Source organism: Massilimicrobiota sp. mt181, assembly GCF_055420065.1.
On sequence record NZ_JBVAYN010000003.1, the window covers coordinates 183,592 to 197,579 of the forward strand.

The 13,988-nt window shown below is 33.8% G+C and carries 9 protein-coding genes; all 9 read right to left on the minus strand.

The annotated features are described in order from the left end of the window. Window positions 1–141 precede the first annotated feature (141 nt). On the minus strand, window positions 142–1,533 hold the full coding sequence (gene ffh, locus ACZYT4_RS03335; RefSeq protein WP_463782230.1) for a signal recognition particle protein: 1,392 nt from the start codon (window positions 1,531–1,533) through the stop codon (window positions 142–144). A gap of 11 nt (window positions 1,534–1,544) precedes the next feature. After that, entirely contained in the window at window positions 1,545–1,871 is a 327-nt protein-coding gene (ylxM, locus tag ACZYT4_RS03340; RefSeq protein ID WP_463782231.1) for a YlxM family DNA-binding protein, read from the minus strand. 3 nt (window positions 1,872–1,874) lie between these two features. Then, window positions 1,875–2,855, minus strand: coding sequence for a signal recognition particle-docking protein FtsY (gene ftsY, locus ACZYT4_RS03345; RefSeq protein ID WP_463782232.1), 981 nt, complete (start codon window positions 2,853–2,855; stop codon window positions 1,875–1,877). Between the two features lie 73 nt (window positions 2,856–2,928). Then, window positions 2,929–5,877 carry a chromosome segregation protein SMC gene (locus ACZYT4_RS03350; protein ID WP_463782233.1) on the minus strand — a complete coding sequence of 983 codons (2,949 nt, stop codon included), beginning with the start codon at window positions 5,875–5,877 and terminating at the stop codon, window positions 2,929–2,931. A 14-nt stretch (window positions 5,878–5,891) separates the two neighbouring features. After that, window positions 5,892–7,280, minus strand: coding sequence for a sensor histidine kinase (locus ACZYT4_RS03355; protein ID WP_463782236.1), 1,389 nt, complete (start codon window positions 7,278–7,280; stop codon window positions 5,892–5,894). Next, the gene (locus ACZYT4_RS03360; RefSeq protein WP_463782239.1) at window positions 7,277–7,951 is read right to left on the minus strand and encodes a response regulator transcription factor; all 675 of its coding nucleotides are present in this window, start codon (window positions 7,949–7,951) and stop codon (window positions 7,277–7,279) included. Before ACZYT4_RS03360 ends, ACZYT4_RS03355 begins: the two co-directional genes overlap by 4 nt. Before the next feature lie 108 nt (window positions 7,952–8,059). Further along, a complete protein-coding gene (locus ACZYT4_RS03365; protein ID WP_463782241.1) occupies window positions 8,060–11,368 on the minus strand; it encodes a tetratricopeptide repeat protein in 3,309 nt (1,102 codons plus the stop codon). An 11-nt stretch (window positions 11,369–11,379) separates the two neighbouring features. Then, on the minus strand, window positions 11,380–13,032 hold the full coding sequence (locus tag ACZYT4_RS03370) for a CvpA family protein (protein WP_463782243.1): 1,653 nt from the start codon (window positions 13,030–13,032) through the stop codon (window positions 11,380–11,382). Further along, the gene (locus ACZYT4_RS03375) at window positions 13,025–13,948 is read right to left on the minus strand and encodes a DHH family phosphoesterase (RefSeq protein WP_463782245.1); all 924 of its coding nucleotides are present in this window, start codon (window positions 13,946–13,948) and stop codon (window positions 13,025–13,027) included. Before ACZYT4_RS03375 ends, ACZYT4_RS03370 begins: the two co-directional genes overlap by 8 nt. Window positions 13,949–13,988: the final 40 nt, after the last annotated feature.

Consider the following 13,988-nt stretch of genomic DNA (forward strand, 5'->3'; position numbering starts at 1 on the left):
TTCCAACTCCTATCATTTATTTTTTCTAATATATCATATTTCTTATCAGGAATCTTTCTTTTTTTATCTATTCCCAAGATATTTGACTATTTTGACTTGAAACGTAAAATCCTCATTGATAAAAATCAATAAGGATTTTTATTATCTTTTCTTCTTTTTCTTATGTCGTTCTTTTTTACGATTTGGATTAAATTGTGGTCGAGCTTGGGGTCTTTGTGTTGGCATTCCTGTTGTTGGATCAATATTACCCATTTGTTTCATCATTTGTTTAGAAGCTTCAAATTGCTTTAATAAACGATTCACATCAGCAACACTACGTCCACATCCTTTTGCAATTCTTTCTTTACGTCTCGCATTCAAAATTGACGGATCTCTTCTTTCTTCTTTTGTCATTGAATAAATAATAGATTCCGTTAATTTTAACTTTTGATCCGTATCTTCATCATTGATTTGTGGCAAACTAGGCATTCCTGGAATCATTTTTAAAATACCAGATAATGGTCCTAATTTACGTACCTGATGCATTTGTTCTAACATATCGTCTAAACCAAATGTTCCACGTTTCATACGTTCGAATGTTTTCATTGTTTCTTTTTCATCATAAACATCTTGCACTTTTTCAACTAAAGAAACAACATCACCCATTCCTAAAATACGATCAGCCATACGATCAGGGTAGAACAAATCAATAGCATCTAGTTTTTCACCAGTCCCAATAAACTTAATTGGCACATGTGTAATATGACGGATAGATAAAGCTCCACCACCACGTGAATCCCCATCAAGTTTTGTTAAAACGGCACCTGTAATCTGTAAATGTTCATGGAATGATTGTGCAACATTGACAATATCCTGTCCAGTCAACGCATCAACAACCAATAAAATTTCACTAGGATGAACAATATCTTTAATATTCTGCAATTCATGCATTAAAGGTTCATCAATATGTAAACGCCCGGCAGTATCAATCAAAACAACATCATGATGATTTGCATAGGCATAATTCATAGCTTCGCTGACAATTTGTTCAACTTTGACATCTGTTCCTTTTTCAAAAACAGGAATATCTAATTGCTCTCCTAGTGTTTTTAACTGATCTACGGCAGCTGGACGATAAATATCCGCTGCTACAAGCAATGGATTTCTGCTATATTTTTGTGCCAATAATTTCGCAATTTTTCCTGAAGTTGTTGTTTTCCCAGATCCTTGTAACCCAACCATCATAATCACAGTTGGTTTTTTTGATAAATCAAGTTCACTGACTGTTGTTCCCAACAATTCTACCAATTCATCATGAACAATTTTGACAACAACCTGTCCAGGTTTTAAAGAACCTAAAACATCTTGTCCTAATGCTTTTTCTTTAGTATTAGCAATGAATTCTTTAACAACCTGAAAATTGACATCTGCTTCCAGTAAAGCCAAACGGATTTCTCGAAGCATCTCATCCATGTTTTCTTCAGTTAAAGTTGCCTGTCCTCTGATTTTTTTTAAACTCTCTTGTAATCTTTCAGAAAGAGACTCAAAAGCCATAATATATCCTCCTATATTCTTTTTAACATCTCTAAATAATCTTTCATTTGCTGATTGTCAATTTTCTGATTTTCAATTTTTTGAATAAGCTCCATACGTTTTAGATGTTTCTCCATCAGATGTAACTTGGCCTCATATTCTTCTAAAGAGGCAACCGCTCTTTTCAATTGATCATAAACAGCATTACGGGAAACCTGTAAATCTTCAGCAATCTCAGATAATGAAAGATCTTCTTCATAATATAATGACAAATATTGTCTTTGTTTATCTGTCAACAAATCTTCATAACAATCCATCAAAAGATTAACTCTTTGTGTTTTTTCTAACTGTGATGTCATCTTTTATTTCTCCAACAAATCTTTACATAAACCATAAATATATTGTTCCAAATCAAATTCCTGTAAATCATCCATCTGTTCTCCTAAACCAACAAATTTAACAGGAATATTTAAAGCATCTTTGATAGATAAAACAATACCGCCTTTTGCTGTTCCATCCATCTTTGTGAGAACCAGACCTGTAATATCAGTAATTTTTGAAAACTCCTGAGCCTGAGAAACACCATTTTGCCCAGTTGTTGCATCAATAACTAATAATGTTTCCTGAGGTCCCTGTGGAACAACACGTTTAATAATACGATTCATTTTTTCTAATTCATTCATCAGATTGACCTTGTTTTGCAGACGCCCTGCTGTATCACAAATTAGCACATCAATATTCTGTTCCTTGGCACGTTTTAATGCGTCATAAACAACAGAAGATGGATCTCCTCCTTCTTTACCTTTTACGCATTCAATACCTAAACGATCAGCCCAGACAGCCAATTGATCAATGGCACCAGCTCTAAATGTATCTCCTGCTGCCACCATCACAGACTTTCCTTCTTGAAGCATCATATATGCTAATTTAGCAATTGTTGTTGTTTTTCCAGCTCCATTAACACCAATCATTAAAATAACTGTCAAATCCTGATCATCATAGTTTATTTTGGTTGTCATATATGAATCATTTGCATAGATCACAAACATCTTATCAACAATAATTTCATTAATTGCTTTAGGATCTTTGATGTTTTGTAAACGCACTTCTTTTTTGATTTCATCTACAATTGTCATCACCATGTTGACACCAACATCGCTCATAATCAATATATTTTCTAATTCTTCAAAATAATCGTCATCAATCTCACGATAACGTGCAGCCAATTCATTAATCTTTGATGAAAAAGATGAATTAGACTTATCCAATCCAGCCACATATTTATCATTTTGCTTGGCAGATTTTCCAACTAATGTTTCTTTAATCTTACTAAAAAAACCCATAAATCGTCCTCCTCAAACTGATTGACATATCATTAAGATATCACTTCTTGATGATATGTCAATATTTTTTCATCTATGTTGTACTTTGTGCCAAATCAATCGCATCTTTCAATTTGACACTTACCAGTTTTGTGACACCTTTTTGTTGCATTGTTGCGCCATATAAAAGATCACATTCTTCCATAGTTCCTTCACGATGTGTCACAACAATAAACTGTGTCTGATTTGAAAATTCACGAAGATATTTTGCAAAACGTTCTACATTCGCAACATCCAAAGCTGCTTCCACCTCATCAAGAATACACATAGGAACAGGTCTAACACGTAAAATAGCAAATAAACACGAAATCGCAATTAAAGCCTTTTCTCCACCAGAAAACAATGTGATATTCTGGACAGCTTTACCTGGCGGTTGGACATCTATATCGATACCTGTTTCTAAAATATTATCAGGATCACTATATTTTAATTGCGCTTTTCCACCACCAAAAAGATTTCTAAAAACGATATTAAACTCATGATTAATCTTTTCAAATGTTTCACTAAAACGAGAAACCATAATTTCATCCATTTCATCAATAGCTTTTAAAATACTATCTTGCGCATTGATTAAATCTAATCGCTGATGATTTAAAGTTTCATAACGCGAAGAAACTTCCTGATAATCATCAATTGCCTGTAAATTGACATGCCCTAATGATTCAATCTGATGCCTTAACAAGCGCACCTCTTCTTTAGATTTTTGCATATCTATATCAGCATGATATTCTTCTCTCGCAAATTCATAAGTCATTTTATATTCTTCATTCAGACGTTGTAAATAGTTAGAGAGTTCTGATTCCTGTTTTGCTTTCTCCACCTGTTTTTGCGTCAAATCATTTTGAATTTGTCTTAAATGAGAACGCGTTGCTTTTAAAGCTTCTTCTAACTGATCATTTTCATTAACAAAACTCATACGCAATTCTCGTTTTGCCTGAATACTTTCTGTTAAACGATCTCTTAATTTTTTGGCTTCATTCAATTCCTGAAGCAATTGATTGTCCTGCGTTCCCTTTTCCATTTCAGAAAGTTCTACACTCTGATGTGTTAAACTTTCATACTCACTTTTGGCAATCTGCAATTCACTTTTCTTATTTGTCACAACTAACTCCAATTTTGCAAAAGACATCTGCTTTTGTAAAAGATTATGAGAGATTTCTCTGGCATAATTATCCAGCTCATTCAATTTGGCTTTTTTCATTGTCATGTCTTTTTCATCATGACGAATCTGTTCCTGTAAAACTTCCAGTTCTCTTTTATTAGTTAAAACAGATGAGCTTTGTTTAAAGCTACCCCCTGTCAATGATCCTCCAACATTGATGATTTCACCATCTAACGTTACAACCTTATAACGAGAAAAAGTCGCTTTCGATAATGCAGATGCATGTTCTAATGTATCAGCCACAATCACTTGTCCCAGTTGATTGAAGACAACATTTTGAATCTGTTTTGGATAAGTTACAAAATCACTCATCACACCTAAATAACCGGGTGTATTCTGACAAACCAATTCATGCTCTTCTCTTAAATGTCTTTCCTTCATAACCGTCACTGGTAAAAACGTCGCACGTCCTGATTTATTATTTCTTAAAAAACGAATCGCATTTCTCGCATCTTCATCATTAGCAGTCACAATAAATTGAACTGCACCTCCTAATGCCACTGATAGCGCTGTTTCATAATTTACTTGTGCCTCCAACAAATCTCCTAAAACACCAATAATTCCATTCATAGAATCTTTAGCCTTTAAAATAGAGCGCACACCATAACTATAACCAGATTTATTTTCTACAAGATCCACCAATTGTTCTCGTCTTGAGCGATCATTATGTAATTTTAAATTTAAGTTTTCAATATTTTGTCTCAATTCATTCATCTGTGAACGATTACGTTCCTGTGCTGCTTCCAATGTCAATTTTTCTTCTTTGGTTTCATTATAACGATTGACACGATCATTATATTCACTAATGGCATCCTGTAAAATAGCTTTTAACTGTTCGATACGAGATTGCAGGCTTTCTTTATCCGTTGTCTCTAAAATATGTTTACGATTGGCATCGATTTCTACCTTTTGAGTCTCAAGTCGACTGACATTATTCATAGCTGTCAGCAATTGTCCCTGTAAACCATTGACTTCCTGATCCAAATCAAACATCTTTTTCTTTAAATTTTCATTTTGTTGTTCATTAATCAGAATTTGACCATCAATCGTCACTTTCTCTTTTTCCAGCATATCTAATGATTGATTCAATTCTTTTAATGAATCTGATAATCCTTCAATTCCCCTTACCAAAACACTGACTTCTATAGATTGTAGTTGCTTTTTTAAATCCAAATATGTTTCTGCTTTTTCTTTTTGTCTTTTTAAAGGTGCAATCTGTTTTTCCAATTCCAAACAAATATCTTCTACACGATCTAAATTATCCTTTGTTCTTTCTAATTTACGAATAGATTCTAATTTACGTTTCTTATATTTCGCAACACCTGCTGCTTCTTCAAACATTCCTCGTCTTTCTTCTGGCTTACTATCAGCAAAAGAAGAAATATTACCCTGAGAAATAATAGAAAGAGAATCTTTTCCTAAACCAGTATCCATAATCAAATCCACAATATCCTTTAAACGACATGGTTCTTTATTGATTAAATATTCAGCTTCATTATTTTGTCTATATAAACGTCTGGTAATTTCAACTTCATTATAATCCACATTGATAAAACGATCTTCATTATCAAAAACAAGTGTGACCTCAGCCACATTTTGTGGTTTTCGATCTTCACTTCCATTAAAAATGACATCAGCCATATTCGAACCTCTTAATGATTTGACTGACTGTTCACCTAGCACCCATCTGACAGCATCACTGATATTAGATTTTCCACATCCATTAGGTCCAACAATCCCTGTAATACCTGACTGAAATTCAATAACCGATTTATCTGCAAATGATTTAAAACCATGGAGTTCTATTCTTTTTAAATACATAGATAAATTCCTTTCTAAGAATGATTCTCTTTTTTTATAAGCTTTTCACCAATATGAAATGTCCTGTTTTGAGGCAAATGCACAGTAAAACGACTGCCACCTTCCTCTCTTGAAACAACATCAATACGTCCCTGATGTAAATCAACAATTCTTTTGACAATAGATAAACCTAAACCATTTCCTTCTACACTTCTTGATTTATCCTGACGATAAAAACGTTCAAAAATATGTGAAATCGCCTCTTTACTCATACCAACACCTGTATCTTCAATACTGACTTCAACCTCTTTTGATGTTCTCTTCACTTTGATCATGACAACACCATCATCATGTGTATATTTAATTGCATTATTAATCAGATTAATCCACACTTGTTCTAAACGAGCTTCATCAGCTTCAATACGGATATCATTTTTAGGTATTTCAAATTCAATTTCAATATTTTTACTCAATGCAAAGTTATCCTGAGTTTCAATCACACGGTTTAATTGTTCAATCAAAGAAAACTCACTGACTTCCAATTTCACATCTTCCCCATCAAGCAAAGTCAATTGTAGCATATTTTTCGCAAGTGTTGATAAACGTTTACTATGGAATAAAATAATATCAGCATATTTTTGTCGTTGTTCATCATTTAACTTTTCATTTTTTAAAATTGTCGCAAAACCTTGAATCGCAGTTAATGGTGTCTGAAACTCATGAGAGACATCTGAAATAAATTGTTGTCTTGTTTCATCCTGTTTAGCCAATTGTTGAGCCATCTGATTAAAACTGCGATTTAAACGAGCAATTTCATCATTTCCTGCATAATTAACACGAACATGATAGTTTCCTTTTGATAATTCATTAGTTGCTTTCGTAAGACGAGAAATAGGTTTGACAATAATATCAGCAATAACCAAAAAAGTGATACTTCCTGCAATCAGCATACAAAATACTGCCATCATTGCTGAATCCAAAAAAACCATTTCTCTTTTACTCATATCTTTTTGAACACAAAGAATATATTCCTGCTGATTCACTTCAAATGATTTCGCATAAATACGAATCGATGAATCCTGCAAAGTCATACTATCCCCTATATGATCTTGAAGTTCTTGTGTTTGTTGTGCTGACAACTGATAAGGTGCAGTATGTCCATAGAATGATTGCTGGCCATCAGTTTCAACATAAAAACTAACTTCTGAAGTATTGGCATATCCCGATAAAACTTTATCCAAATCTTCACTATCAATCATTTGAATAAAATTCTCAATCAACTCCGTTGAATTTTCCAATTCTTCAACTGCCAGTAATCCTAATTCACTTGCATTTTTACGCAATGAAAAATATCCTGCTATTGAAAAGCTAAATAAGATACTGACAAGAAATCCCAAAATCAGTTTTCCATAAATGGATTTCATGGTTCAACCTCTATCTTATATCCTAATCCTCTTACAGTCACTACTTTAAACCCTGGTAAATGACCTAAATTTTCACGGATACGTTTGATATGAACATCGACAGTTCGATCAAAACCATCATAATCCATTCCCCAAATCTTTTCAATCAATTGTTCACGTGTGAAAATCTGATTTGGATTTTTGGCTAATTCAAAAGCCAATTCAAATTGTTTAAGTGGTAAATGAATGGTTTGATCCTTATATCTGATTTCATATTTATCACCATCAAAGACCACATCATGAAGTTTCACAATATTTTGACTATTAATACTATATCTTTTTAAGATCGTTTTGACTCTTGCTAAAAGTTCATCTGGATCAAATGGTTTTGTGACATAATCATCAATTCCAAGTGAAAAACCTCTCAATTTATCAGCAGATTGTGATTTAGCTGTTAACATAATCACTGGAATATCTTTAAATTCTTTCATTTCCTCAACCAATTGAAAGCCATCCATTTCAGGCATCATAATATCCACAATGGCCAAGTCAATATATTCATTTTCTAAAAGTTCTAAAGCTTCCTCTCCACTTGCTGCCTGAGCAACTGAAAATCCTTCTTTATCCAAATAAAAACGAATTAACTCTCTAATATGTTCTTCATCATCCACAATTAATATCTTTGATTTCATAATCTTTCCACCTCAGTTCATTGTGATATTATATCATAATTAGAAATAAATTCCTATATTTATTCCTGTTCACCAAAAAATAAAACAACACAAATCATTTGTGTTGTCCTATTTCTGTTTCAAAGGATGCAATAATAGTTTTCTTTTAATCACCTTCATTAACTCCTTTGCACCATCGACTTGAGTCTCAAGTGCTTTTTGACACCAGAATTTAGCATCTTGTAAACAAACTTCTGTTCCTTGCCCATACGTATATGCTCTAGCTAGATTCAAATAGGCATGATGATTATCTAATTGAGCTGCCTGAAGAAATAGCTCAAAGGCTTTTGGCATATCAATATCAACGCCATCTCCTTCTTTATAACAGACACCTAAATTATTCATTGCTCCAGCATGTCCACATTCAACCGCTTGCTGATAATAAGCAATCGCCTTTTGTTTATCGACAAAGGCTTCACCCGCTTCAAAGTCATATAAGACAGCCAGATTATAAATAGAAGAAACATGATTCATACTTGCTGCTTTTTCAAAACAGTCAATGGCTAAAGCATAGTCCTGTTTCAATCCTTTGCCTTCTTTATACATATTCCCTAATGCATAATAGCCCCTTGGAGATTGCATGTCCACTGCTTTTTGATAATACGCAATAGCCTGTGAATAAGATCGTTTAACACCTTTTCCCCATTCATACATTCTGCCAAGTTCAACAAAACCATCCGCAACACCATTTTCTCCAGCCTGTTCATAATAAGACACAGCTTTGTCAGCATTTGCTTCAATTCCTATGCCATCTTCATAAAAACGTCCAACATGATACATACCTCTCGCCCAATGATGGTTGGCTGCATTAAAATAATTTTCAAAAGCTAAGGAAAGATTGATTTTTGTACCGATGCCATTTTCATAACAAGAGGCTACATTACATACTGCTGGCCAATATTGTTGCTGGGCTGCCTGCTGATAAAGCAAAAATGCCTGATGTTCATCTTTATCACAGCCTAAACCAATTTCATAAAGCACACCAAGGTTGCACATCGCACGAGGATAATGCTTTTGAACAGCCAATTCATAATAGTGTTTAGCCTGCTGAAAATCTTGCTTCATTCCTATTCCCTGTTCATAGCAGAAAGCCAAATTACATTGACACACTTCATCTTGATATTGCGCTCCTAAACGATAATATTCAAAAGCCTTTTGAGGATCCGCCAAAACACCTCGCCCCTCTTCATACATCAAACCTAAACTGCAAAGAGCACGTGTGTTATTTTGCGATGCAGATTGCTGATAATATTCTAAAGCTTTCTGATAATCTTGTTCAACACCAATACCTTCTTCATAACAATAGCCTAAACGCCATTGTGCAACATCAAAACCATTCTGTGCAGCTTCCTGATAACAAGAAACAGCCTTCTTGAAATCCACATCAACACCAATGCCCATTTCATAACAGCATCCCAGATTCGTTAAACCTCTTAAATGACCACATTCCCATGATTTCTGATAACACTCGACCGCCTTTTGTTGATCCATTTCACATCCGATACCATTTTCATAATAATATCCTAAAGTACATAAGGCAGAACCATCATGAAGATTGGCAGCCTGCTGATAATAGTCAAAAGATTTTTTTAAGTCTGTTTGAACTCCTAGACCTTCATCATAGAAATATCCTAAACAGCAAAGAGCTCTTGGATACTGATACTCAGCTGCTTGTTCATACAATTGTCTTGCTTGTGTATAATCATGTTCCTGCTCATATAAATAGGCTAAATTACACATAGCTCTTAAATTGCCTTGTTCAACAGCTAGACCATAAAATTCTTTAGCTTTTTGCAGGTCCTTTTCAACACCAATACCCATTTCATAACAATAACCCAAATTACATTGAGCAATATCATATTGACTTTTCGCAGCCTGCTGATAAATCTCAAAAGCTTTCACTGGATTTGACTCTGTTCCAATACCTGCTTCATAACAATATCCTAAATTGGTTAATCCTCTTAAATTTCCGGCCTTAGCAGATTGCTGATAATATGAGAAAGCTTTGTCTTCGTCTTTTGTTGTACCAATACCCATTTCATAATAGTAACCAAGCGTACATAAAGCCTGTGGTTCCTGTGTTGCTGCAGCTTTTTGAACATATTCAAAAGCTAATGATTCATTTTTATCAACGCCGATTCCATTTTCCAGATAATAAGCATACTTATTCATCGCATATGGATAACCTAAATCTGCACTTCTTTTTAAAAATTCTAAAGCCAATGGTAAATTCTCTTCTTCCACAAAATGACTATAAGCCATCATGGCACGAGGATACCCTAAGTTAGCACTTAATAAATATAAATCTTTGGCTTTTTGTAAATCTACATCAACACCGATTCCCATCTCATAGCAATACCCCAAATAACAGTGAGCTGGTGCATAATTTTGTGATGAAGCCTGCTGATACCAGTAAACAGCCATCTCTGGGTTCGCTTCTACACCTTCTCCTGCCTCATAAAAGTAACCTATTTGAAGTTGAGCTACAGCCAATCCTTCTTGAGCAGCTTCCTCATACCATGAAGCAGCTTTCTCAAAATTTTGCGGAACACCTAAACCACATTCATAACAATATCCAATGCTATACTTAGCCTGTGTAAAACCCACATCAGCAGCCTGTTTATAGTAAGTCATAGCCTTAACTTCATCTTTTGAAGTTCCATAACCATAACAATAGCATTCTCCCATATAATATAAGGCACGTGGATAAGAATCCTGGGCTGCTTTTTCAAAATATTCAAAAGCTTTCTGATGATTTGTTTCACAGCCAATACCTTCCAAACAGCAATACGCATAATTACATGCCGCAAGACTATCTCCTAAATCAGCAGCCTCTAAATACAATTCAACTGCCTTTTCTTTATTGGCTGCAACAGCTAAACCAATTTCATTCATATATCCTAATGAACAAATTGCTTTTGCATGGGATTGACTAGCTGCTTTTTCAAAAAGCTGATAAGCACGATACTCATCCTGAATCTGCTCTTGTCCATTCATATAGCGTAGTGCCAGTTGAAAAATCTCATCAGCGGATAAAAGACGTTCATTATCTTCCTGTAGTGGATATGCTGATAGCAGGCAGATATCAACACCTGTAGCCTTTTCCCCTTCAATATAATAGTGTTCTTCTTCTAGATAGGAAGAATGGCTTAAATCAGGAAAGTCCTGAACATCATATTTCAGCATCAAATCATAGACAGCATTTTCAACATCTTCTTCCTGACACCATATTGTCTTCACTTTCATCAATGCATCATGACCATAATCATCCTTCAAATAGACCCACGCCATATCGGTATAATGCACCGCAATAAAATCAATTTTCCACTTTCCAAACAGAGGCTCATACAATTTTAAACGTTGAAATAATTCTTCCATCTTTATTCTCCTCATTGAATGCTTATTGAAGAAACTGTCTGTGAAGAAGATTCCTCATCGACATATTCAATCGTCACAACATCTCCTACTTTTAAAAATGGTAACCCATCATTAAGAGAAATAGGAGCAATAAAAATTTGATCAGAATCTTGAATCTGGAAATAATAATGTGTATTTCCATTGACAACAACTTCTTCAACACTTGTAATTTGAGACGTTACTTTTTGACTTTCATAATCAACATCTTCTTTTCCATTCTCTTCTAACAATTGATAATATTCTTTTTCTGCTTCAGCTACACTATCTCCAACCGAAACAATCTGATAATTTTCTACACTCACAAATGCATATTTTTTGACAAGTCCTGCACTATCTTTTAAAGACATGAAATATGTTGGTTGTCCGCCAGCATTAATCAAAATTGGAAAAGTTGCGGTATATTTTAAATCTGTAACTTTCCCTTCCGCTGATGACATGGCTGAATACTCTTCAGCTCCACTAATTCCATAATACTTTGCTTCTTTTGTACGCATATTAATCAAAGCAAATCCAACATTGGAAGCGTCATTAGATACAGAAGTTAATCCTGTATAAAGATAAACATCATCATTTAAGGCAATATAGTTGTATCCATCGGTTGGCTTTAAAACACCTTTTTGAGAGAATATAGTATTAAAGAAACCATGTGTATATTTTCCCCAGTTGTTTAATTGTTCTAAAAGCAATTCTGAAGGGTAGACACGATCAATCCATGATGGAACTTCTCCAATATCATAATACTGACATTCTCCTGTGATGGCATTCACTAAGACAGCACCTGTGATATCTTTACCACCAAAAAGACCAATTTTATAAGTATAAGTTGGAGCAACCCAATATGGCTGACCATCATCGTCAATTTCAAAAGAAGGTGCTTCAAACATCTTTGTTGGATAATGAAGACGTAAATGACGATCTATATTTCTGAAAAATAAATCAGAATGAGAATATTTCATGCCTTCATCCAGACGCACAACTTCACTTTCCTGAGTTACCATATCTACACGTATATAGGCAGGTAAACCTTCTCCATGATTGGTAAACCATTTAATCAAATCACTATAGGATAAAGTTGTGACTCTAAAAGGTTTATCCTGATAATTGATCTGTACATAATCATTATCAACTTCAAATTGTGATACATAATCAACGATTTCACCCATTTTACGATCACCTAAACGCTCAGCACTTTCCTTATCAACAACAGGAATTGACTGATAATTAACTTTTGGATTATCTTTATAGAAATCTGCATCACGATCAACATTCAATTGTTTTTGATAACTTGAAGCAAAAAATACAGGTGAACTGATTAATTGCCCTAAAAATACATATGCTAGCAACAATGCAACAAGACCACTCATAATTTTATTGGTTTTATCAAATGAAGCTTGAAACACACTTCTTAAACCAATAAAAATAACCAGTAAAATACAGAAAAAGAAAACAAATTCTGGTGATCTTAAATTAATAGGAATCAAAACAAAATATTCTACAATAATAAATACAATCAATACAATTAATAAAGCTTTGAAAGTTCCATATTTTTGTGGCTGATGTTGTTTAGAAAAAGGGCGCTGATTGCCTGTCATTTTTGTAAAAAAATTTTCAAATAAATTATTCATTGATTTTCTCCTTTAATTTTTCAATAAGATCCTTTAATTCATCTAAAGATTGTAAAGTTGCGCCAGAAGCATAAGCATGACCTCCACCATGAAATAAAGCCGCCACTTCATTAATGGCAATACCACGACTACGAATACTCACACGATAATTATAATCCTTACTATTTTGAGTCACTGCCATCCAAATTTTAAATTCTTCAAAATTAGCCAATGTATTCACAAAGGATGATCCCTGTTCTCTACTCATTTCTAATATCTTTAAATCTTCGTCACTCAAATAATACCAGGCAATACCATCCTCTTGCTGAAAATGATTATAAATATGTTTTGTAATTTCTAAATCTTTTTTTGTACGCAAATATAATTTCTGATACAAACTCTCAATATCAATACCCATTTCCAATAAATAAGAAGCCGCTTCAAATGTTCTTTTTGAAGTCGAACTGTATAAGAAACGATTACTATCACCAATAATACCTAAATATAAAGCATTTGCTGCTTCAAGAGGAATTTCGACATGACCACGTTTCATCAGTAAAGTGACAATTTCACTACATGAAGAAGCCTGATCATCTTCAAAATTGACATCACCATAGGAATCAACCACAATATGATGATCAATTTTAAAAATTGTATCACAAATAGATATATCCCCATCTATACGTTCACGATTCGCTGTATCTAAAACAATTCCTAAAGTATACCCTTTTTGAATTTTCCCCATTTCAAAAGGCGCATAATATTTCAATAAGTCACTATCCATATTCCCTGCTAGAACAATATTTTTTTGTGGATATAACTTTTTAAGTGTCCAATACATTCCCAATTGTGATCCAAAAGCATCTAAATCAGGATTCACATGTCTGTATAAAACAATCTGTTCATATTCTTTTCTTATTTTTAATATTTTTTCCATTTCCATCACCCATATCTATCATAATACCATATTATCACAT